21 protein-coding genes are annotated in these 22517 nt (G+C 69.3%); 11 read left to right on the top strand and 10 right to left on the bottom strand.

The features are described 5' to 3' along the window. The first annotated feature begins 129 nt into the window (after positions 1 to 129). Positions 130 to 1320 carry an NAD(P)-binding protein gene (locus H7I87_RS15525; protein ID WP_033726993.1) on the top strand — a complete coding sequence of 397 codons (1191 nt, stop codon included), beginning with the start codon at positions 130 to 132 and terminating at the stop codon, positions 1318 to 1320. Positions 1321 to 1363: 43 nt separating this feature from the next. Beyond that, positions 1364 to 1990, top strand: a complete 627-nt coding sequence (locus H7I87_RS15520) for a DinB family protein (protein ID WP_033726991.1) — start codon at positions 1364 to 1366, stop codon at positions 1988 to 1990. Here the strand turns inward: H7I87_RS15520 and H7I87_RS15515 are convergent. The 5 genes from H7I87_RS15515 to H7I87_RS15495 all read right to left on the bottom strand — a co-directional run bounded on the left by H7I87_RS15515 (position 1951) and on the right by H7I87_RS15495 (position 8069). Then, complete coding sequence (locus H7I87_RS15515) at positions 1951 to 3444, bottom strand: FAD-dependent oxidoreductase (RefSeq protein ID WP_050483941.1); 1494 nt, start codon at positions 3442 to 3444, stop codon at positions 1951 to 1953. The genes H7I87_RS15520 and H7I87_RS15515 overlap by 40 nt on opposite strands. Then, entirely contained in the window at positions 3408 to 4316 is a 909-nt protein-coding gene (gene bphC, locus H7I87_RS15510; protein WP_009977156.1) for a biphenyl-2,3-diol 1,2-dioxygenase, read from the bottom strand. Before bphC ends, H7I87_RS15515 begins: the two co-directional genes overlap by 37 nt. Before the next feature lie 10 nt (positions 4317 to 4326). Next, entirely contained in the window at positions 4327 to 5511 is a 1185-nt protein-coding gene (locus H7I87_RS15505; protein ID WP_011725205.1) for an acyl-CoA dehydrogenase family protein, read from the bottom strand. Positions 5512 to 5637: 126 nt separating this feature from the next. Further along, the gene (locus H7I87_RS15500) at positions 5638 to 6444 is read right to left on the bottom strand and encodes a mycofactocin-coupled SDR family oxidoreductase (RefSeq protein WP_011725204.1); all 807 of its coding nucleotides are present in this window, start codon (positions 6442 to 6444) and stop codon (positions 5638 to 5640) included. Further along, positions 6444 to 8069: a flavin-containing monooxygenase gene (locus H7I87_RS15495; RefSeq protein WP_011725203.1), complete on the bottom strand. Its 1626-nt coding sequence runs from the start codon at positions 8067 to 8069 to the stop codon at positions 6444 to 6446. Before H7I87_RS15495 ends, H7I87_RS15500 begins: the two co-directional genes overlap by 1 nt. Positions 8070 to 8200: 131 nt before the next feature. Here H7I87_RS15495 and H7I87_RS15490 point away from each other — a divergent pair, with 131 nt between their 5' ends. Continuing rightward, on the top strand, positions 8201 to 9049 hold the full coding sequence (locus tag H7I87_RS15490; RefSeq protein WP_009977149.1) for a mycofactocin-coupled SDR family oxidoreductase: 849 nt from the start codon (positions 8201 to 8203) through the stop codon (positions 9047 to 9049). A 51-nt stretch (positions 9050 to 9100) separates the two neighbouring features. On the opposite strand, the gene H7I87_RS15485 is transcribed toward H7I87_RS15490, so the two are convergent. The 3 genes from H7I87_RS15485 to H7I87_RS15475 form a co-directional block, all read right to left on the bottom strand. Then, positions 9101 to 9994, bottom strand: a complete 894-nt coding sequence (locus H7I87_RS15485) for an alpha/beta fold hydrolase (protein WP_011725201.1) — start codon at positions 9992 to 9994, stop codon at positions 9101 to 9103. Positions 9995 to 10061: 67 nt separating this feature from the next. Then, positions 10062 to 11456 (bottom strand): WS/DGAT/MGAT family O-acyltransferase, encoded by a 1395-nt coding sequence (locus H7I87_RS15480; RefSeq protein ID WP_009977147.1) that lies wholly within the window; start codon positions 11454 to 11456, stop codon positions 10062 to 10064. Between the two features lie 189 nt (positions 11457 to 11645). Next, positions 11646 to 12080, bottom strand: a complete 435-nt coding sequence (locus H7I87_RS15475) for a nuclear transport factor 2 family protein (RefSeq protein ID WP_011725199.1) — start codon at positions 12078 to 12080, stop codon at positions 11646 to 11648. 248 nt (positions 12081 to 12328) lie between these two features. On the opposite strand from H7I87_RS15475, the gene mbp1 reads away from it, so the two are divergent. Continuing rightward, a complete protein-coding gene (gene mbp1 / locus H7I87_RS15470) occupies positions 12329 to 12562 on the top strand; it encodes a microaggregate-binding protein 1 (RefSeq protein ID WP_003876401.1) in 234 nt (77 codons plus the stop codon). A 97-nt stretch (positions 12563 to 12659) separates the two neighbouring features. Here mbp1 and H7I87_RS15465 read toward each other — a convergent pair whose 3' ends face one another. Next, a complete protein-coding gene (locus H7I87_RS15465) occupies positions 12660 to 13505 on the bottom strand; it encodes an SDR family NAD(P)-dependent oxidoreductase (protein ID WP_011725198.1) in 846 nt (281 codons plus the stop codon). A gap of 192 nt (positions 13506 to 13697) precedes the next feature. Between H7I87_RS15465 and H7I87_RS15460 the strand changes: the two genes are divergently transcribed. Both H7I87_RS15460 and H7I87_RS15455 read left to right on the top strand, forming a co-directional pair. After that, entirely contained in the window at positions 13698 to 14753 is a 1056-nt protein-coding gene (locus H7I87_RS15460) for an alpha/beta hydrolase (protein ID WP_015632660.1), read from the top strand. Positions 14754 to 14921: 168 nt separating this feature from the next. Beyond that, positions 14922 to 17540: an FHA domain-containing protein gene (locus H7I87_RS15455; RefSeq protein WP_162990978.1), complete on the top strand. Its 2619-nt coding sequence runs from the start codon at positions 14922 to 14924 to the stop codon at positions 17538 to 17540. Positions 17541 to 17544: 4 nt separating this feature from the next. Here H7I87_RS15455 and H7I87_RS15450 read toward each other — a convergent pair whose 3' ends face one another. Further along, positions 17545 to 17709 (bottom strand): hypothetical protein, encoded by a 165-nt coding sequence (locus tag H7I87_RS15450; RefSeq protein ID WP_003876406.1) that lies wholly within the window; start codon positions 17707 to 17709, stop codon positions 17545 to 17547. Positions 17710 to 18024: 315 nt separating this feature from the next. On the opposite strand from H7I87_RS15450, the gene H7I87_RS15445 reads away from it, so the two are divergent. From H7I87_RS15445 to H7I87_RS15425, 5 genes are read left to right on the top strand one after another with little or no spacing between them, the layout of a single operon-like run. Further along, positions 18025 to 19203: an acyl-CoA dehydrogenase family protein gene (locus tag H7I87_RS15445; RefSeq protein WP_009977138.1), complete on the top strand. Its 1179-nt coding sequence runs from the start codon at positions 18025 to 18027 to the stop codon at positions 19201 to 19203. A 19-nt stretch (positions 19204 to 19222) separates the two neighbouring features. After that, positions 19223 to 20359 (top strand): acyl-CoA dehydrogenase family protein, encoded by a 1137-nt coding sequence (locus tag H7I87_RS15440; RefSeq protein WP_009977137.1) that lies wholly within the window; start codon positions 19223 to 19225, stop codon positions 20357 to 20359. Further along, a complete protein-coding gene (locus H7I87_RS15435; RefSeq protein ID WP_009977136.1) occupies positions 20352 to 20852 on the top strand; it encodes a MaoC family dehydratase in 501 nt (166 codons plus the stop codon). Before H7I87_RS15440 ends, H7I87_RS15435 begins: the two co-directional genes overlap by 8 nt. 26 nt (positions 20853 to 20878) lie before the next feature. After that, entirely contained in the window at positions 20879 to 21316 is a 438-nt protein-coding gene (locus H7I87_RS15430; protein WP_009977135.1) for a MaoC/PaaZ C-terminal domain-containing protein, read from the top strand. Then, complete coding sequence (locus H7I87_RS15425; RefSeq protein WP_009977133.1) at positions 21313 to 22515, top strand: thiolase family protein; 1203 nt, start codon at positions 21313 to 21315, stop codon at positions 22513 to 22515. The genes H7I87_RS15430 and H7I87_RS15425 overlap by 4 nt, the downstream gene beginning before the upstream one ends. Positions 22516 to 22517: the final 2 nt, after the last annotated feature.

The following is a 22517-nucleotide window of genomic DNA, read 5'->3' as shown; positions in this document are numbered from 1 at the left end:
CGGGCGGCCAGTCCTTTCAAGCCGCACCATCAGGCCGGCAAGAGCGATGCAGCCTCACCCGCCCCACCCGGGGTCACAGCACAACGTAACAACACGAAGTAACTGCACCTACGAACTTAAGGAACAACGATGGGTAGCCACATCAGCGTGATCGGCGGTGGGCTCGGCGGCCTGACCGCCGCCATCGCATGCGCGGAAGCCGGTGTCCCGGTGCGGCTTTACGAAGCACACGACCGCCTGGGTGGCCGCGGCCGTGCCACACCGCCGCCCTATGTCGCGCACGACGGTGCGCACGTGTTCTACGCCGACGGCCCGCACTACAAGTGGCTGAAAAAGCGCGGCTTCGTCAACCGCCTCGGGTGGCCCGGTCCGGTCGCCATGGCCACACTGCTGCACTTTCGCGTCGACGGGCGTATCGGTGCGCTGCCGCCGCTGCCGATGCTGCGTCCGCAATCGCGCAAATGGCTCACCGCGCCCGTCGACGTCGACTTCCACACCTGGGCCAGCGGCCGGTGGGGCGAGAAGACGGCCACACAGATGGCTAACGCGATCAGCGTCGTCACCTATCACGCTGACACCGGCCAACTTTCGGCGGCGTTTGTGTGGACGCTGTTCCAGCGGGTCCTCGGCCCCAACCCGCCCGCGGTGCGCTGGGTCCGTGGCGGCTGGCAGACCGTCATCGACAGGATGGCCGACCGCGCGAAGGAACTCGGCGTCGCGGTGCAGACCGCGGCGCGCATCGACACCTTGCCCGCTGGCGGCCCGGTCATCGTCGCCACCGACATCGCCGCGGCGCGCTCCCTGCTGGGCGACGAAAACCTCAGTTGGACAAGCGGACACGCCGCGCTGCTCGACATCGCCGTCAAGGCCGGCCGCAAGGACACCAACTTGGTCTTCGATCTCGACGAGGGCGGCTTCCACGAGAGCTACAGCATGCAGGACGATTCCGTGGCGCCCGCCAAAGAGGCGCTCTACCAACTGCAGATGCCGGTCCGCGCCGGCGAGTCGCACGCGGATGCGCACCGGCGACTGGAGGGACTCGCCGACCAAGCGCTGCCGAACTGGCGTGAGCGCACCACCTTTCACCGCACCGCCATCGCCAAGGGCCGCACCGGCGCCCTGGACCTGCCCGGGCAGACCTGGCGTGACCGGCCGGCCATCTACCGCGGCGACGGCGTGTATCTGGTCGGCGACATGGTCTCCGCGCCGGGCATGCGCGGTGAAATCTCGATCAACAGCGCCATTTCCGCCGCATCGGCCGCCACCGCCGCGGTGGCCAAGGTGCGCATGCGCGCGCCCTCGGGGCGAAGCGCACCGTGATCGGTCCAGGCAGCAAGGCCCCACCCACGGCTGCAGGCCGACCATGAAGGCCGACCGTCTCAAGGACGACCTGCATCGGCAGCTGCGCGACGCACGCGCGGCGGTGGTCTGGAAGCTCGATGGACTGTCCGAATACGACGTCCGCAGACCGATGACCCCGCACGGCACCAACCTGCTGGGCTTGGTCAAACACCTGAGCGGCTGCGAGATCGGCTATTTCGGCGAGGTGTTCGGCCGGCCTTTCCCGCGTCCTCCGCTGTGGCTGAGCGGCCCGGCGGAACCCACGGTCGACATGTGGGCGGCGCCCGGCGAGAGCCGCCGCGACATCGTCGATCTGTACCGGCGGGCGTGCGTGCACTCCGATCGCACCATTGCGGCGCTGGGCCTCGAGCATCCCGGTGTCGTGCCCGGCTGGCCCGAAGAACGGCGCTCGGTGACCCTCGGGCGAATCCTCGTGCACATGCTCGCCGAGACCGCCCGTCACGCGGGCCACGCCGACATCGTTCGTGAACTCACCGACAACCAAGCCGGGTCGCACCCGGGCCGCTCCGGCCTTCCCGACGTCGACGGTCCGTATTGGGCTGCGCTGCATGAACGTATCGAGCGCGCGGCCCGCCAGGCGCAGAAGGCTCAGCCTTTGGCGGCCGAGGCGCCGGCGCGGCGGCCGTAGAAGCTGCCGTCGCCGAGCGAGATGCCGCTGGCGTAGCCCCAGGCGGCCAGCCCGGCGGTGCACCGGCCGGCCGCGAAGAGCCCCGGGATGGGCTGCCCGCTGACGTGCAGCACCTCGGCGTCCAGCGTGGTGGCCAGCCCGCCCAGGGTGAAGCCGCCGGTGCTTTCCCGCAGGTCGACCGCGCCGACGGGGGAGCCGATCGGCCTGATCCACTCGGGCTTCTTGTGCAGCAGCGGATCCTCGCCGCGGGCGGCGCCCGCGTTGTAGGCGGCCACGGTGTCCTGCAGCGAACCGGGCGGCAGGGCCATGTCGCGTTCCAGGTCGGCCACCGTGTCGGCCACCCAGGTCGCCGGGCGCAGCATCAGCTTGGGCGACCACGAGGCCATCGCCTCGTCCTGGGCGTCGCCGTCGATGATCAGGTAGGCGGTGTTGTCCTGCTGGTAGAGGGTGAGCTGCCCGATCCGGCCCGGGTAGGTGTCCTCGGCGACGTAGCGCTGGCCGCGGCCGTTGACCAGGATGCCGCGCACCAACTGCTGGGGATCGATGAAGATCGCCACCTCGGTGGCGTCCATGTGCGCGAGGTCGGCGCCCAGCGCCTGGGCCATCCGGATCGCCTGCCCGTCGTGCTGCTCGATCGAGGCGGCCGGGCGTCCAGCGATGCGCGGCGCGTAGCGGGCCACCATGGAGTCGTTGTAGGCGAAGCTGCCGGTCGCCAGCACCACGCCGGTACGCGCCCGGATGTTCATCTCGGTGCCGTACCTTCGCGCGCGCATGCCGACGACCCGGCCGTCGGACTCGGTGATCAGCCGCTGCACCCGCACGTCGTAGAGCGCGCGGGCGCCGGCGGCGGTGGCGCTCTCGACGAGCGGCTTCATCAACATGTAGCCGGCGCTGGCTTCGCCCTGCTTCTTGTTCTGCATCTGCGGGACGTGCCCGCGCGGAGCGGGGGAGGCGATGGTGTTGAACGGATACGAGTTCTCCCCGCCGCTGTACATCAACCCCTGATCGCCCATCGGCTCCCAGCCGGGCTCGCCGAAGAACTCCGCCTTGAACGGCACTCCGCAGCCGACCAGCCACTCGAAGTGGGCGAGGCTGCCCGCGCAGTAGTCGGCGATCCGGTCGGCGTCGGCACCCGGGCCCATCGCAACGTTGAGGAACGCCGCCATGTTGTCGACGGAATCGGTGAAACCACAAGCCTTCTGGATGGGCGTGCCGCCGCCCAGGTAGATGAAACCGCCGGCCATCGCCGCCGCGCCGCCCCAGGATCCGGTGCGCTCCAGCACCAGGACGTCGGCCCCGGCGCGGGCCGCTTCCACCGCCGCGGCCGCACCGGCCACGCCGTAGCCGGCGATGACGACGTCGGCCTCGTGGTCCCACGAGGTGATCGACGACGCGGGTATCGGTGTGACGTCGGTATTCACATGCGCATCGCCGCGGGTGGTTCCGGAATCCACTCGTGGCCCCAGTAGCTGTCGGCGGTGATTTCCTCTGCGGTGTAATAGGTTTCGTCGACCCGCATCCCGTCGGTGCCGAATTCGATGTCCCAGTCGCCGGGCGCGCGGACGTAGAAGGACACCATCTTGTCGTTGGTGTGCCGTCCCAGGGTGGACGCGACGGTGAAGCCGTCGGCATTGACCCGGTCCAGCGCCTGCCCGACGGCGTCGAGGCTGTCCACCTCCACCATGACGTGGACCAGCCCCGGGTCGCGCTGTTGGGCGGCCGGGCAGATCGCCAGGCTGTGGTGGCGTGCGTTGATGCCCAGGAACCGCACCCGGATCGGGCCGAACTCCGCGGGCAGCGGCACCCGGAACGCGCCACGAGACCGGAATCCCAGTACCTCGGTGTAGAAGTCGAACAGACCGTTCGGGTCGGTGGCGGGCACCACCACGTGGCCCAGACCCTGGTCGCCCGTCACGAACTTCGCGCCGAACGGGGTGATGACCGGGCTGTGGTCGAGCACCGCGCCGTGGAACACCTCCAGCGTCGTGCCGGCCGGATCCTCGAAGGTGATCACCTCTTCGACGCGGCGGGCGTCGGCCTCTTGGAGCGACAATTCCTTGAAGGCCACCCCGGCGCCGTCCAGCGTGGCCTTGACCCGCTGCAGTGCCTGGTGGTCACGCACCTCCCAGCCGACCGTGACCACCCGGTCAACGTCGCCGGGCACGACGATGATCCGGGCCGCGCGTTCGTCCATCCGCAGGTACAGGGCCGACTCGTCGGGTCCTTTACCCTCCGCGAACCCCAGCACACCGAACGCGAAATGGCGCCAGCGCTCGATGTCGGCCGTCGAAACTGTGATGTAGCCAAGGCTTTTCAGGTCAGACATGGAAAACCTCTCAGATCAAGGCTCGCAGCGGGCCTTCGGGCGGGTCGATGCCGATCGAACTCAGCGCCGACGCGTGATAGGTGGTCCCGGGGACGTGGATGGCGTGCATCTGGCCGACGTGCACGTCGCGCCAATACCGTTGCAGCGGCTTGTCCATTCGCGCCGCGTTGCCGCCGGAGCGGGCGAAGATCTCGTCGACCGCCGACACCGCCCGCCACACCGCGCGGACCTGGGTGCGCCGGCCGGCCGCGCGGTCGACGAAGGACACCTCCTTGCCGGAGGCGACGATGTCGTAGATCCGGTCGGCGTTGGCCAGCAGTTCCTGGCGGGCGGCGTTGATGTCGGCCGCGGCCTCGCCGATGGCGTACATGACGTAGGGGTCGTCCTTGATCGCCGTTCCGGTGGCGCCCACCCGGGAGCGCTGGTAGTCCAGGTGTGCGGCCAGCGCGCCCTCGGCGATGCCGATGGTGGCCGCCGAGATGCCCAGCGGGAACATCGTCGACCACGGCATCAGATACAGCGGCTCGGTCATGCCGGCTTCGCGCTGGGCGGTGCCGTCCATCACCTTGGTCGCGTCCATGGTCCGGTAGCTGGGCACGAACGCATCCTTGACGATGACGTCCTTGGAGCCGGTTCCGCGCAGCCCCACCACATTCCACGAGTCCTCGACGATCTCGTAGTCCTTGCGGGGCAGGATCATGTGCAGCATCTGCGGCGGCATCAACGGCACACCCTGCTCGTCACCGAGCATGGCGCCCAGGATGATCCAGTCGCAGTGGTCGGTGCCCGAGCTGAACTGCCAGCGCCCGTTGAAGATGTACCCGCCGTTGACCGGCTTGGCCACGCCCTGCGGCGCGTACGGCGAGGCCATCCAGGTGTCGACGTCGTCGGCCCAGACTTCGGCCGCGACCTTCGGGTCCGCGTAGGCCAACTGGTAGGGGTGCACACCCACCACGCCGACGATCCAGCCGGCGGCCGGGTCCAGCGCCGCGGTGGCCATCACGGTCTCGGCGAACTCGCGGGGGTGGACCTCGAAACCCTGGTACTGCTTGGTTTGCAGCAGCCGGATCAGGCCGGCGCCCTTCATCAGCTTGACGGTGTCGTCGGTGAGCCGGCCGAGTTGTTCGGCTTCGGCGGCCTGGTCGCGCAGCTGGTCGGCCATGGCCATGACCCGGTCGATTACCCGCTCACTCATGTTGTTGTCCTTACCTGTGGGTGCTTAGTAATGGTCTACCGCAGTCGTGGCCCGTCCCAAAGGAAATCCCGATGAGCGGACGAAATTGGGCGCCGCGGCAGGCGTCGTCGTTGCAAGGCTTGGGTCCTAAGCCTTGGCCAGCAATCCGGCGTCGACCACGATCTGGGTGCCGGTGATGTAGCGCGCCTGGTCGGAGGCCAGAAACACCACGGCATTGCTCACGTCGACCGGCTCCACCCACGGAACCGGCAGCAGGTGCCGGGCGCTGAGCGCCTCGGCGGCGTCGTCTGCCGTCGGGTTGTCCAGGTCGGGCCGCAGCCGCCGGAAGGTGGCCTCGTTGAGCACCATCGCGGTCGCCACCGCTCCGGGGTGAACGGTGTTGACGCGGATGCCTTGCGGTCCCAGCTCGTTGGCGAGGGTGCGCGCCAACCCCACGACGGCGTGCTTGCTCGCGGAGTACGGGGCGGCGCCGGGCGTTCCGCGAATACCACTGGTGGAGCTGATGATCACGATCGATCCGCCTCGGGCGGTCCGGCTCATGTGGGGGACGCCCGCCTTGACGGTGTGCCACACGCCGGTGAGGTTGACATCCAACGTCTGCTGCCAGTTCTGCGGGGTGATCTCCCACGCGGGCGCGGCGGCCGGGTGGATTCCCGCGTTGCCGACGAGCACGTCCAGGCGACCGAGTCGGCCGACGGCCTCGTCCACCGCGGCCGCCAACGCGGCGAAGTCGCTGACGTCAGCCAGAGCGGTCGCCGCGCGCACGCCGCGCTGTTGCACCGCGGCGGCGGTCTGCGCGAGGTCGGGAGCCGCCGCGGGCACATCCACCGCGATCACGTCGGCGCCCTCCTCGGCGAACCGCTGGCAATGGCTGCGACCGATCCCGCGACCGGCGCCGGTAACCAGCACTACTCGTCCGCGCAGACCCGACATCAGCGGGCCTTGACCAAGGAAAACCCCTTGTAGCCGGCATTGGCGACCTCGGCGCAGATGTCGAGATAGACGCCGAACCCGCCGACGAAAAGCATGAAGACGCGCGGCTTTCCGGGCACGTTGGCACCCAAATACCACGAGTCGGCTTTGGTGAACAGGGTGGCGTCGGCGCGGCGCGCGCACTCGGCGCCCCAGTCGTCGACCGCATCCGTCGTCGCCTCGACAGCGGTGTAGTCATGGGCGTCGAGATATGCGATGCAGTCGGCGATCCAGTTCACGTTCGCCTCGGCATGCAACACCATGTTGGCCAGCACGGCGGGCGCGCCGGGACCCGAAACCAGGAACAGGTTGGGGAATCCGTCGACGCCGAGGCCCAGGTACGTGCGGGGCCCGCCGGACCAGTCGTCGCTCAGCCGCCTTCCGTCGCGGCCCACGATGTCGATCTTGGCCAGCGCGCCGGTCATCGCGTCGAATCCGGTCGCCAGCACGATCGCGTCGAGGTCGTAATGGGCGTCGGTGGTGTTAATGCCGGTCGCATCGATGGACATGATCGGCGTCTTGCGGACGCTGATCAGCTTCACGTTCGGGCGGTTGAAGGTCTGAAAGTAGTTGCTGTCGGTGCAGATTCGCTTGGTGCCGATCGGATGGTCATTCGGGATGAGCAGGTCGGCCAGCACCGGGTCGTCGATGACCGCGCGCACCTTCTCCTCGTAGAACTTGCGGGCCTCCTCGTTGGCGACCGGGTCGATCATCTGGTCGGCGAATGTCTTGGAGAACAGCACTCCGCCGAGCTCCCAGCGCTTTTCGAATGCCTCACGCCGTTCCTCGGGGGTTGCCTCCATCGTCAACTTCGGGTGGGCGACGTGGGGCGAGCCGCCCCCGCTGCGCCACGATATCCGTCGTCGTTCCGCGTAATGGGCCTTCACCTCGGCACGGTCGGAGTCACTCAACGGCCGGTTACCCGCCGGCACACTGTAATTCGGGGTGCGCTGGAACACGTACAGCTGCGATGCGGCCTCGGCGATGATCGGAATCGATTGGATGCCAGAGGATCCCGTGCCAATGACGGCGACGCGCTTGCCGGTGAAGTCCACCGGTTCGTGCGGCCAGGCCGCGGTGTGGTAGACCTGCCCGGCGAAGGTATCCAAACCGGGGAACGGCGGAGTCATCGCCGCCGACAACGGGCCGGTGGCCATCACGCAGAACCGGGCGGTGACGCGCTCGCCCGTCTCGGTGGTCACCGTCCAGCGCAACTGCGCTTCGTCGAGCACGGCGGAATTCACGCGGGCGTTCAGGGTGATGTCGCGGCGCAGATCCAGCCGGTCGGCGACCCAATTGATGTAGGCCAGAATCTCGGGTTGGGTGGCGTACTTCTCCGACCAATCCCACTCCCGCTGCAGCGCGTCGGAGAACGAGTAGCAGTAGTCCACGCTCTCGACGTCGCATCGGGCCCCGGGGTAGCGGTTGAAGTACCAGGTTCCGCCGACGTCCGGCCCGGCCTCGAACACCCTGACCCGCAGGCCGTTCGATCGCAGTTTGTGCAGCGCGTACAGGCCGGCGAGGCCCGCGCCGACGACCACCACATCGACGTCCGGGGTTGCGCGCCGGTCACTGCCACTGGTCACGGATGCCTACGTTAGGTCCCGGCGGTCGCCCTCGGCCGGGATATCCCGGTGACCGGTACGCCGGCATGATCGTCTCCCGGCCATCGGACACACACCGACTCCGGTGCCGCTCGCGCCGGCAGAATCGCCGGATGCCACAAGTCAGTGCCGCGGGGCGGCTGGCGGGGAAGGTCGCGTTGATCACGGGCGCGGCGCGGGGAATCGGGCGCGCCCAAGCCGTGCGGTTCGCGCAGGAGGGCGCCGACATCGTGGCCCTCGACCTGTGCGGACCGGTGGACACGGTGATGGTTCCGCCCAGCACACCCGACGATCTCGACCACACGGCCTCGCTGGTCGGCGAGGTGGGCGGGCGAATGCACGCGGAACTGGTCGACGTTCGTGACCTCGATGGCGTTCAGGCCGCCACCGAGCGCGGTGCGCGACGGTTCGGCGGGTTGGACGTGGTCTGCGCGACCGCCGGCATCACGTCGCGCGCGATGACGGTCGAGATGAACGAGAGCGTCTGGCGCACCATGCTCGACGTGAACCTCACCGGCGTATGGCACACGTGCCGCGCCGCCGCGCCGCATCTGATCGCACGCGGCGCCGGTTCGATGATCTTGACGAATTCCATTGCGGGACTGCGTGGTCTGGTCGGCGTCGCGCACTACACCGCCGCCAAGCACGGCGTGGTCGGCCTGATGCAGAGCCTGGCCCACGAACTCGCGCCGCACCGGGTGCGCGTTAACTGCGTGCACCCGACCAACGTCGACACGCCGTTGATCCAAAACGACACCGTACGAAGCGCGTTTCGGCCCGACCTGGATCGGCCGCCGACGCGAGCCGAGTTCGCCGAAGCGGCGCGAGCGATGAACCTGCTTCAGGTGCCGTGGGTCGATCCGGTCGACGTCGCCAACGCCGCGCTGTTCCTGGCCTCCGACGAGGCGCGTTACATCACCGCCGTGACCCTGCCGGTCGACGCGGGCGCCACTCAGCGATAGGAGGATTCGTGACCGGCGTTGCGGAGTACGGGGTGCCTGCCTGGCACCGAATCAGCCGCGCGAAAGGAAGGCCAGCACGGTGCTTTCGAACGCCGCCTTGGCCTCGATCATCGCCCAGTGCCCCGAGTTGGGGAAGATGTGCAGCTCCGCGTTGGGGATGGTGCGCATCGGGATCAGTGCCATGTCCGGCGGGCTCACCCTGTCGTCGCGGCCCCAGGTGAGCAGGGTGGGCGCGGTGAGCTTGTGCATCACGGCCCACGGCAGCGGCCGATCGGATGCGTTCAGCGCGGCATTCATCGCCGAGAACGCCGCTTTGCCGTACATGCGCCGCGCCGCGGCCAGCGTGTCCGGATCGGTGGCCAGCGCCCAGCGCTCCTCGATCAGCTGCTCGGTGATCAGCGCCTGGTCGTACACCATCGACTTGAGCCAGTCGACCAGCCGTTGCCGGGTCGGGTCTTCGACGAACTCCTGCAGCAGCCGGATGCCCTCGCTGGGGCTGGGACTGAAGATGTTGGTGCCGATGCCGCCGATGGTCACCAGCCGCCCGACGCGGTCCGGATTGTGGGTGGCGAAGTTGATGCCGACGCCCCCGCCCATCGAGTTCCCGATGATGTGCACCTTCTCGACGCCCAGCGCGTCGAGAAACGGCGCGACGGTGCCGAACGCGGTGACCATCGGGTGGCCACCGAAGTCGTCGCTGACCCCGAACCCGGGGAATTCCAGCACCAGGCAGCGATAGTGGGCCGCGAAGGCGGGCAGTATCCCGCGGAAGTTGCGCCACCCGGTGACGCCGGGGCCGGAGCCGTGCAGGAAGAGCAGCACGGCCGCCGAATCCGGGCCGCCGGTGTCGCCGCCGGTGTCGTAGTAGCGCAAAGCGCCCTTCTCCGTGCTGATTTCACGTAGGTCTTGCTCGGTGATGCCGGTTCGTCCAGGAGTGTCTGCCACGGGTATCACCCTGCCATGCCGTGCCGGCGACGGCGGACGCGGTTCCGCTGAACGGGCGCGGATGCGCTCAGGTCCGGGCGCGGCCGGACCTGACGCAGTTCGTCAGCTCTTTGAGCGCGGCGGGAAACGCGTCGGCGAGATCCCACAGGTCGGGCACCAGGTCGGGACAGGAGAGGATGCCGACGCCGAGCCGCCCGCCCAGAGACATCACGGTGATGTTGAGCGCCGCGCCGGCGATGATCGGCCCCAGCGGGTACATGCCGTCCAGCCGACAGCCCAGGAAGTAGAGCTGGTGTCGTGGCCCGGCCACGTTGGACAGCACCAAATTGTGCGGCGGTTTGTCCGGCAGCGGGATGCGGGGCAGCAGTTTGCGCGCCACGCCGAACACGGTCTGCCCGGCCACCTGCGTCCAGTCCTGCAGCAGGGTCGGCCCCATCGCGGCGGCGTGCTCCTTGGCCGCCGCGTTCTTCTCCGCGATCGTGGTCAGCCGGTGCACCGGGTCGTCGATGTGGGTTTCCAGCCGGCACAGCATCCAGGTGGTCTGGTTGCGGCCGGGTCGAGAGGACTTGCCGTGCACCGACACCGGCACGCTGGCCACCAGCGGCACCTCGGGCAGTGCGTCGCGGTCGGCCAGGAACTGGCGCAGCGCGCCCGCGCAGATCGCCGTCACCACGTCGTTGACCGTCACCCCGAAGTGCCGCTTGACCGCTTTGACGTCCTCGAGGTCGACGCCGGCCAGGGCGACGTTGCGGCGCCGGGTGAAAGTTCCGTTGAACGGCGTTGCCGGCGCCGCGAACGGAGCCGCCATGGTCTGCCCCCCGCCGCGGGCGCGCAGCACCGTTTCGGCCAGCGTCAGCGCGGTTGCCGGCAGCACCCTGGCCAGCCGCCAGGGCCGCAGCGCCGCCCCGATCAATCCGCCGGCGGCGATCTGCAGCCGGTTCACCGTGCCGGTGCGGGGGGCCGGCTCGGGCGGCGGCGCGTCGGGCGCCGTACCGCACAACTGCGCGAGCAGGTTGGCGCCGCCCACGCCGTCCACCACGGCGTGATGGGCTTTGAGGACGACGGACAGCGTGTCGTTGCCGTGCCGGCCTTCGACCACCCACATCTCCCACAGCGGATGGTCGCGATCGAGCGGCAGCCCGGCGACGTGGCCGCAGATCTCCGCCAGTTCTTTCGGTCCGCCGGGTGACGGCAGCGCGATGCGGTGCAGGTGCCGGCCCAGATCGAACCGGTCGTCGTCCACCCACACCGGGTGGTCGAGATTGAGTGGGGTATCGGCCAGCTTGAGCCGGAATTCGGGCACGGCTTCCAGCTGCCTCGACAGCGCGGCCCTAAACCGCTCGAAGGTGTAGCCGCCCGGCATCGTGGCGGGGTCCAGCTCCATCACACAGCAAATGTTCAGCAGCTGCGTCGGTGATTCCAGGTACAAGAAGAACGCGTCTAGCCCGCTGAGTCGTTGCATGTCTGCCTGTCTTTGTGTTTCGCGGCCGTGACCTGTGGTCACATGACCGGCGGTCATTCCGGAGCCGTCGCGCGGATGGGGCCATCGGGGTAGCCGCGATCCGCTGGTGCGCCGTGATGTCTGTAGCCGCTGCGGGGCGTTCGGCAAACATTCGCCCCGGCATTGACCGGAATCGCCGGCCGGCCGGTGCTACCGGGCCATGACCGAGCCGGGCGCCGCCCAGTCGGTGGACACCGCGCGGTGTTGGATCAGCCAGCCCCCGCCGTCCGGCACCAGCAGGTCGCGGTAGCGGCCGCAATGGTCCAGCCCGATGTGGGTGACGACGGTGAAGTAGGACCGGACCCGCGCCTCGCCGTGCCGCAGCTCGGTGAACAACACGTTGGAGACGTTGTGGCGCACAATCGGTTTGACGCCGACGTCGACGGCGATGCCGCCGGTGACACCGCGCAGGAAGGCCGCGATCGCCGCTCGGCCGCGCAACGGCTCGAAGCCCCGGATTTCGAGGACCCCGTCGCGGCAGAAGGTCTCCGCGAGGTTGTCGACCCGGCCCGCGTCGCCGGACCAGTTGTAGCGCGCCAGGGTGTCCCGGATCTGCTCGCGGGCGACCAGCTCCCACATCTCCATCGTCGCGACTCCTCGCTGTCGATCCCGAACAGCGTAAGCGCCCGTGCCGGTGCCCGGTGCGGTGAGGCGGGGCGGCGCCGGCTCGATCGCGACGCGATGACATCAATTCTGTTGCACAGCAAGGGAATTGGAGGTAGTCCGGCGGGATCGGGGTGCGGCTGTGGTGCAGGCTACTGCTCGCCGACGTTTTGCGATGGCGCCGGTTGGCAATAACTGGGGTCGACACGTACGACACGGAGGGAGGACGCATGTCGGACAAGAGCGGTCCCGAGGAGGCCATCGAGGGCGTCGTCGAGGGCGTCAAGGGCAAGGTCAAGGAAGTGGCCGGCGCGGTCGCCGGACGCGACGACCTGATGCGTGAGGGTCAGGCCCAGCAGGACAAGGCCGAGGCGCAGCGCGAGGCCGCCCAGAAGGAGGCCGAGGCCGAAAGCGCCCGAAAGGCCGCCGAGATCAACGAGGCTCGCCAGAAGGCCGAACAGTAACCGTACTCGTCGATGGCCCGGCCACGCCTGTGGCCGGGCCATCTCGCGTCTGGCAAGAACTCAAAGTGATTGGCGCACAGGCACTCCGGGACATCGATCAGGGGTCGGCGGGCCGATTCGTCCACTCCCGGCCGGGCCGGCGTGAGGAGCGGAACCAGCCGCCGGCCGCGGTGGTGCCGCCGTCGGTGGGGATGGTGTGGCCGGTGATGAACGACGAACAGTCGGAGGCCAAGAACAGGATCACCCGGGCCTGATCCTCGGGCAGGCCCATCCGCCCGACCGGAACCCAGCGCGGCCACTGGCTCTGCTCCTCGGCCGAAAGCCATTGCGAGTAGGGCACTTGCAGCGATTCCGTGACGTCGGGAGCGACCGCGTTGACCCGCACCCCATGATTGCCCACCTGGACCGCGAGGCTGCGGGTGAATCCGATGACGGCGGCTTTGAAGGCCGCGTACACCGGGTCCTCGGGATAACCGCGCAGCCCCTCCACCGACGAGACGTTCACGATCGCACCGGCACCCCGGTCGATCATGGTCGGCAGGAACGCGTGGGTGACAAGGAAAACGTGATGCAGGTTGATCCGGTAAAGCTCGTCCCACAGCTGCGGGTCGGTGTCGGCGAAACCCCCGGGGTGGCGCAGCCAGTGGCCCACGTTGTTGACCAAAACATCGATCCGGCCGTAGCGGTCCAGTACGGTCCGCGCAAAGTGGGTGACCTCGGCCGCGTTTCGCACGTCGGCGGTGATGGGATGCGCGGATCCGCCGGACGCCGCGATCGTCGAGGCGGTTTCGTCGGCGAGTTCGGCGTCGATGTCGGCGATGACGACATGCGCACCGTGTTCGGCGAAAAGCCGCGCGGTGGCCGCGCCGATACCGCCGCCACCACCGGTCACCACCGCCACCCGGTCGCTCAGCAGCGGATCAAAGTGCTTGTGCTGCGTCATCGCTCATATCTTCGGCCATTGCCCGAGAACGGCGACAACCAGGCCGGAAGACAACCAGGCCGGCAGACAAGCCAGTGATACCCATCTCAGCCCGCGGCAAACGGTGATGAACCCGACATTCGCCGCACGTACTTCTCCCGTTAGCCCGTCGCCGTGACGGGTACCCGGTGTCGACTTAGGAGGTTGATGCAGATGGTGAGTACAGCCGATCCGAGTCATATGTCGCCCCGTCGGGTATTGCCCAGCGTGGCAACGACCCGGCGGGTGCATCATCGCCATAGTCCGCAGTCGGTAGCGGTGTCGCTCGCCAGCCGCTTGATCGTGAAGAACGCGGTGCGTGCATGGGCGCTGACGCCGAATCTGCACTGGCCCCTCGAATATGTCGACAGCTTCGCCGGATTGGTGCCGAGGCTGGGATCGGCGGGCACCACGCACCCCGTGCGGCTCGAGCACTGCGCCGCCGAATGGGTGCGCGCACCCGGGGTATCGGGGGAGCGGGCGATTCTGTACCTGCACGGCGGCGCCTTTTTGACCTGCGGCCTCAACACCCACCGCCCGATGGTGACCCGCTTGTCGAAGGCGGCGGACGCCGCCGTGCTCGCCGTGGCGTACCGCAAACTGCCGGCGCACCAGATCACCGATGCCATCGACGACGGCCTCGACGGACTGCGCTGGCTGCAGGACCGCGGCTTCGACGGCGACCGCGTGGTCGTGGCCGGCGACTCGGCCGGGGGATACCTGGCGTTCATGACCACCCTGCTGGCGATTCAGAACGAGGTCATGGAGCCGGCCGGCATCGCGACCGTGTCACCGTTCACCGACACGGACCCGGCCCGAAAACTCAAGCACCGCAACGCCCGCAAATGCTCGATGTTCACCTGCCGGGCGTTCTCGCGGTTCGCCGAGTATCTGAGCAACGCCCAGGTGCTGGAGGGCCACGGCGATTCCACGGTCGCCTCGCCGGTGGACGCCGACCTGTCCTCGCTGCCGCCGGTCACCATCCATGCCAGCTCGGACGAGTTGTTGGTCGCCGACGCCGAGCTGATGGCGAAACGCCTGGAAGCCAGCGGAATCCACTGCGATCTCCATCTTTGGGACGGACAGATCCACGACTTCCCGCTGGCCGCCGACGTGTTGCCCGAGGGCAGGCGCGCGATCAAGTACCTCGGCGATTTCGTCAAGGACGTCACCGCCGCCGGGACCCGATTCTCGAACGTGCGCAGACTGCGCACCGCGGCGGCCGGTTGAAGAGCACGAAAGTAGCTGCGCTGCACCGTGATTCGTCGCCCGGGCGTCCCCCGCCGCAGGCGAAGGAATCGGCGGAACCCGAAGCAGCCGCCCAAAGCCTCTCGACGTCGTCCGGGCCGGGAAACGCATAGCGCCTAACCGGCGCCGCTGCCGTTAGAGTTGGTCCTGATGAGCCCACCAGCCACGCCTGCGTTGACCGTGCGCTACGACGGAGCCGAGCGCACCTTCGCGGCAGGCAACGATGTCGTGATCGGGCGTGACCTTCGCGCCGACCTGCGCGTCGCACACCCACTGATCTCCCGCACCCACCTGATCGTGCGCTACGAGCAGGGGCGATGGGTCGCCATCGACAATGGCAGCCTGAACGGGCTGTACGTGAACAACCGTCGCGTCCCGATGGTCGACATCAACGACGGAACCCGGGTCAACATGGGCAACCCGGACGGTCCGGCCCTGTCCTTCGAGGTCGGCCGCCACCAGGGGTCGGCCGGCCGACCTCCGCTCACCACGTCGATACCGATCGTCAGCACGCCCAGCGGGCCGATGACGGGCGCAGCGCAGGGCCAGCCGCCCGGCACCCAGCGGATCAGCCAGCCACAGCAGCCGGCGTCGTCCTCGTTCCGCCAGCCGGTGCAGTCGCCCACCGGCGCGCAGCCGAGCCATCCGCCCAGCGGACCGACCCGGTATCCGTCCAGCGGGCTGCAGCACGCGCCGCAGATCTACCGGGCGCCGTCGGGGCACGCCGCGCCGCCGACCACCGCGCAGCCCGCCCCCGCCCAGACCGGGCGCATCGGCGGCGACTCGTCGAACCTCGCCACGTCGATGATGAAGATCCTGCGGCCGGGCCGCGCGGGGCTGGAATCGACGCCGGGCGCGGTCAAGATCGGCCGCGCCAACGACAACGACATCGTCATCCCCGAGGTGCTGGCGTCGCGTCACCACGCCACCCTGATCCCGACGCCCGCCGGCACCGAGATCCACGACAACCGCAGCATCAACGGCACCTTCGTCAACGGCGTCCGGGTCGATTCGGCCGTGCTGCGCGACGGCGACGTCGTCACCATCGGCAACATCGACCTGGTCTTCCACGGCGGCACCCTGGCCCGCCGCGATCAGACCGCGGCCGCGACCCGCACCGGCGGCCTCGACGTGCGCGGCGTGACGTGGACGATCGAGAACAACAAGACGCTGCTGGACAACATCTCGCTGACCGCGCTGCCCGGCACGCTGACCGCGATCATCGGGCCGTCCGGCGCGGGCAAGTCCACGTTCGCGCGGCTGGTCGCCGGATACACCCACCCGACCACCGGCACGGTGGCGTTCGAGGGACACAACGTGCACGCCGAGTACGCGTCGCTGCGCAGCCGGATCGGGATGGTGCCGCAGGACGACGTGGTGCACGGCCAGCTGACCGTGCAGCAGGCGTTGATGTACGCCGCCGAACTGCGGTTGCCACCCGACACCACCAAGGAAGACCGCGCCCAGGTGGTGGCCCGGGTGCTCGAGGAACTCGAGATGACCCAGCATCTGCACACCCGGGTGGACAAGCTGTCCGGCGGTCAGCGCAAGCGTGCGTCGGTGGCGCTGGAGCTGCTCACCGGGCCGTCGCTGCTGATCCTCGACGAGCCGACGTCCGGTCTGGACCCGGCGCTGGACCGGCAGGTGATGACCATGCTGCGCCAGCTCGCCGACGCCGGCCGCGTGGTGCTGGTGGTCACCCACTCGCTGACCTACCTCGACGTCTGCGACCAGGTGCTGCTGCTCGCCCCCGGCGGGAAGACGGCGTTCTGCGGGCCACCCGGCCAGATCGGCCCGGCCATGGGCACCACCAACTGGGCCGACATCTTCAGCACCGTCGCGGGCGACCCGGACGGTTCCCGGGCGCGCTACCTGGCCCGCACCGGCCCGCAACCGCCGCCGCCACCGGCGGAGCAGCCCGCCGAACTCGGCGACCCCGCGCACACCAGTCTGGTCCGGCAGTTCTCCACGATCGCCCGCCGCCAGATGCGGTTGATCGTCTCCGACCGCGGCTACTTCGTATTCCTGGCGTTGCTGCCGTTCATCATGGGTTCGCTGTCGATGTCGGTGCCCGGCGACGTCGGCTTCGGCATCCCCAACCCGATGGGCGCCGCGCCCAACGAGCCGGGCCAGATCCTGGTGCTGCTGAACGTCGGCGCCGTCTTCATGGGCACCGCGCTGACCATCCGCGACCTCATCGGGGAGCGCGCCATCTTCCTGCGCGAGCAGGCGGTCGGGCTGTCCACGTCGGCGTATCTGTTGGCCAAGGTCTGCGTCTACACCGTGTTCGCGATCGTCCAGTCGGCGATCGTCACCACGATCGCGGTGCTCGGCAAGGGCGCGCCCACCCAGGGTGCCGTGGCCCTGGGCAAGCCCGCGCTGGAGCTGTTCGCCGACGTCGCGCTGACCTGCGTCGCCTCCGCCATGCTGGGGCTGGCCCTGTCGGCCGTCGCCAAGTCCAACGAGCAGATCATGCCGCTGCTGGTGGTGGCGGTGATGTCGCAGCTGGTGTTCTCCGGCGGGATGATCCCGGTGACCGGGCGGGTCGGGCTCGATCAGATGGCCTGGGCCACCCCGGCGCGCTGGGGATTCGCCGCGTCGGCGTCCACCGCCGACCTGACCAAGCTGGTGCCCGGGCCGCTCACACCCAAGGACTCGCACTGGCGCCACGCCCCGGGCACCTGGTGGTTCGACGTGGGCATGCTGATCCTGATCAGCACCGTCTACCTGGGGTTCGTGCGCTGGAAGATCCGCCTCAAAGGCGGCTGAGCGGTTACGCCCCCTTGCGCACCAGCTGGTCGGCCGCGGCGCGCATCCGGTCGGACAACTGCAACAGGTCGTGCTCGCCGACGCCCAGCGGCAAGGTGTAAGCCAGTTGCCGCAATTCGACGGCGTAGTTGCGCAAGTCTTCGCGGAGCCGCATCTCAACGGTGGGCATGACTTCTCCTCGAGTCCTTCGAGTCCCTCGACCCGGCGGTGTCTGGTCCGCGCCGACCAACCGATCTGAAGATCCTCCCAGCCCCCGCCCGAAACCGCGAGCATGTCGAGGGGTTTTAACGGGAGCTTGACAGCGCATTAACAGGCGCGGCGTCAATCCTTCGGGACCCTTCCCGGCCCTTCGCGGTACGCCGGGCGTAACGCCACGGCGAAATCCCGGGCGCATTCTCGCCGTGGCGTTACGCTGGCGCTGCTCGGTGTAAGGCTCGGTGTGAGGCCGACGGAAAGGCACCCGCAGAAAGGCACAGGCGCCGGAATGGATTTCGAACTCGACGCGGGGCAGCGCGCCTGGCTGGCCGAGATTCGCGAATTCCTGCGCGACAACGTCACCGAGGAGTTGCGGGCCGAGCTCGCCCAACACGATCTCGAGTTTCCCGACGGCGAAGTGGCCCGGTTCCGGCGCAAGATCGGCGCCAAGGGCTGGTTCGGGCTGAACTGGCCCCGCGAGTATGGCGGCCTGGGGCTGGGCGCCGTGCACCTGCACCTGCTGATGAGCGAATTCGAATACTGGGGCGTGCCGGGCCCCGACCTGACCGTGACGTCGGTGGCGCCGATGATCATGCGGCACGGCACCGAACGCAACAAAACCGAATGGCTGCCGCTGATCGCCAAGGGCGAAATGATCTGTGCGGTCGGCTATTCCGAGCCCGACGCGGGAACCGACCTGGCCAACCTGCGCACCAGCGCCGTGCGTGACGGCGAGGAGTGGGTGATCAACGGCACCAAGATCTGGAACAGCGGGGCGCAGCGGGCGACGCACGAATGGCTCTGTGTGCGCACCGATCCCACCGGCACCCGGCATCGCGGCATCTCGGTCGTCATCGTCCCCATCGACAGCCCCGGGATCGACATCCGCCCGCTGTACGCGTGGTCGGGCTACCGCACCAACGAGGTGCACTTCCATGACGTGCGGGTGCCGGTCACCAATCTGATCGGCGAAGTCAACCACGGCTGGACCTACATCACCGGCGCGCTCGATCTCGAACGGGGAGCCCTGACCAACGCGGGTGACCTGCGCCGCGCCGTCGAGGAACTGCACGAGCTGGCGCGGCGGCCGCGCCGCGACCGGACGGTGCCCGCCGACGACCCGTGGCTGCGCCGCCGGCTGGCGCAGGCCGAAGCCGACGTGGCGGTGGCCACCCTGATGGGCTACGAGGCGGCGTCGATCCTGGACAGCGGCGTCATCCCGACCGTCGAGGTCAGCGTCGAAAAGATCTTCACCAGCGAGCTGCGTCAGCGCATCGCGGATCTGGCGCTCGACCTGCTCGGAGTGGACGGGCTGCTGGCGCATCGCAGCGAAAACGCCCCGCTGGCAGGCAAATTCGAGCGGCTCTACCGGGCGGCCCCGCTGATGCGCTTCGGCGGGGGCACCAACGAGGTGCTGCGCGACATCATCGCCCAGCGCGGGCACGCCATGCCGAGCTACGGACGCTGACCCGGACCCGACCACCCAGATGAAACTGACACCCACCGCCGAACAGCGCGACTTCGCGGCGTCGCTGCGCGCGCTGCTGGCCGCCGAGAACCCGCTGCACCTGGTGCGAGCGCTGAACGAACCGGACACCGACCGCCGCACCCCCGCGTTGTGGAAGGCGCTGAGCGGCGCGGGCGTCTTCGGCCTGGCCATCGCCGAGGAGTACGGCGGCTCCGGCGGCTCGCTGGACGACCTGGCGGTCTTCTACACCGAAGCCGGCCGGGCGCTGTGCCCGACGACGGTGCATAACAGCGTGCAGGCGGCCCTGGCCGTCGACCGGCTCGGCTCCCGGGACGCCAAGGCCCGGTGGTTGCCGCCGCTGGTGTCGGGCAGCATGCGCGCCACCACCGCGCTGTGGAGCGCCCGCGACGCCGCGCTGGTGTCCCCGGTGCTGCGCGCCGATCGGGCCGGTGCACCGGCCTCCCAGTGGCGGGTGAACGGAACCGTCGACTACGTCGCCGACGCCGACGTCGCCGACCTCGTCGTGGCATCGGCCGCCGCGGCCGGGCGGACACTGGTGTTCCTGGTCGACCCGCACACCGAGGGCGTGAGCCTGGCGCCGCTGGACATGGCCGGCGGGCACCGGGCCTTCGCGGTCCGCTTCGACGACGTGGCGATCGGCGACGACGCGGTGCTCGACGCCGTGGCCGCGGGCGTCACCCCGGCCGACCTGCGCCGGCTGGCCAACACCGCGGTGGCGTTGGGTTCGCTCGACATGGTCGGCGTCGGGCAGGCCGTGCTGGACCGCACCGTCGACTACACCAAGCTGCGTCACCAATTCGGCCGGTCCATCGCCTCGTTTCAGGCCGCCCAGCACGTGGTCGCCAACATGCACATCGCGCTGACGGCGGCGCGCTTGGCCGCGCACGCGGCGGTGTTCTGGCTGGGACGCGGCCGCACCGCGAGCCGGGAGACGGCCGTCGCGCGCATGCATGCGGCCACCGCCGCCCGGCTGATCACGCTCGACGCGCACCAGCTGCACGGCGGCATGGGCTATGTCACCGAGACCGACCTGCATCTGTGGAGCGAACGGGCCCGGCTCGGTTCGACGCTGGGCGGCGGCGCCGATGTCGCCGCATCGTGGCTCGAACAAACCTGGGAGGAGATCGGTGAGTGAGGACAGCTTGGTCGACGCCGAGTCGGCGGCGCGGGTGGGTACGGTCGCCGCGTCGGCGACCGGCGAAGTGAACCAACGGGATTGGCAGCGCTGGGCCGCGGCGGTCGGCGACCACAACCCGTTGTATTTCGACCCGGATTACGCGCGCGCCAACGGCTTTCGCGACATCATCTGCCCGCCGTTGTTTTTGCAATACGCGATCCTCGGCGTCTCGCGGCTGGACTCGCTGCGCCCCGACGGATCCTCCGGCGCGGTCTCGGGCAGCCTCGCGTTTCCGCGCGCACCCAAGCGGATGGCCGGCGGGGAAAGCTTCACTTTCCACCTGCCCGCCTATCACCGCGACCGGGTCGACATGGTCCGCACCATCGCCTCGATCGTCGAAAAGCAGGGCCGCTCCGGCAGATTCGTGCTCGTCACGTGGCACACGGTGTACCGCAACCAGCACGACGAGCTGCTGGCCGAGGCGTCGACGTCGATGATCGCCCGACCCTAGCAAGAGCCGACCGAGAAAAGGCCGCCATGACCGAGCTGTTCTACGACGACGTCAGCGTGGGCGATCACATCCCCACCTTGACCGTCACCGTCGACGAAACCCAGATGTTCTTCTTCAGCGCCGCCACTTACAACGGTCACCGCATCCACTACGACAAAGAGTGGGCCCGCGCCGAGGGATACGACGATGTGCTGGTGCACGGCCCGCTTCAGGCGGCGCTGCTGGCCCGCGCGCTGGGGGACTGGATCGGCGGACGCGGACGACTGGTGTCGTTCTCGGTGCAGAACCGGGCGGTCGCCTATCCGGGCGAACCGCTCAGTTTCGGCGGCCGGGTCACCGGCAAGCGGCTGGACGAAAGCGGCTCCGGCCTGGTCGATTTGGACATCGCCGGCCGGCGCGACGACACCGTGCTGATGCCCGGCGCGGCCACCGTGCAGCTGCCGCGGCGGGAAGCCCGGTCGTGACCGGGCTGCGCGGCGAAGCGGCGATCGTCGGCATCGCGGAGCTGCCGGCCGAGCGACGGCCGACCGGTCCGCCGCGGTTCACCCTCGACCAGTACGCGTTGCTGGCAAAGCTGGTGATCGAGGACGCCGGCGTCGACCCCGGCCGGGTCAACGGGCTGCTGACCCACGGCGTCGCCGAGTCGGCCATGTTCGCACCGGCCACCCTGTGCGAATACCTGGGCCTGGCATGCGATTTCGGTGAGCGCGTCGATCTGGGCGGGGCCAGCTCCGCGGGCATGGTGTGGCGGGCCGCGGCTGCCGTCGAACTCGGCATCTGCGAGGCGGCGCTGGCCGTGGTCCCCGGGTCCGCATCGGTGCCGCACTCCGCGCGCCGACCCCCGCCCGAACCCAATTGGTATGGGGCGTCATCCAACAACTACGGCTCGCCGCAGGCCGAATTCGAGATCCCGTACGGCAACGTCGGCCAGAACGCGCCCTACGCGCAGATCGCCCAGCGGTACGCCGCGGAATTCGGCTACGACCCCGCCGCGCTCGCCAAGATCGCTGTCGACCAGCGCACCAACGCGTGTGCCCATCCCGGCGCCGTCTTCTTCGGCACCCCGATCACGGCGGCCGACGTGCTGGACAGCCCGATGATCGCCGACCCCATCCACATGCTGGAGACGGTGATGCGCGTGCACGGGGGAGCCGCGGTGTTGATCGCCAACGCCGACCTCGCCCGCCGCGGCCGTCACCGCCCGGTGTGGATCAAGGGCTTCGGCGAACACATCGCCTTCAAGACACCGACGTACGCCGAGGACCTGCTGTCCACCCCGATCGCGCGCGCCGCCGAACGGGCCTTCGCGATGGCCGGGCTGGACCGGCCGGATGTGGACGTCGCCTCCATCTACGACTGCTACACGATCACGGTGCTGATGAGCCTGGAAGACGCCGGATTCTGTGCGAAAGGCCAAGGCATGCAATGGATCGGCGGACACGACCTGACCCATCGGGGCGACTTCCCGCTGAACACCGCCGGCGGCCAACTGTCCTTCGGCCAGGCCGGCATGGCCGGTGGCATGCACCATGTGGTCGACGGCGCCCGCCAGATCATGGGCCGGGCCGGCGACGCCCAGGTGCCCGGCTGCCACACCGCCTTCGTGACCGGCAACGGCGGCATCATGAGCGAGCAGGTCGCCCTGCTGCTGCAGGGGGAGTAGCG

The sequence above is a fragment of the Mycobacterium timonense genome, from assembly GCF_025821985.1.
In the GTDB taxonomy this organism is placed as follows: domain Bacteria; phylum Actinomycetota; class Actinomycetes; order Mycobacteriales; family Mycobacteriaceae; genus Mycobacterium; species Mycobacterium avium.
Note: the sequence above shows the minus strand (reverse complement) of the source record. Positions and strands in the feature narration are given on the sequence as shown.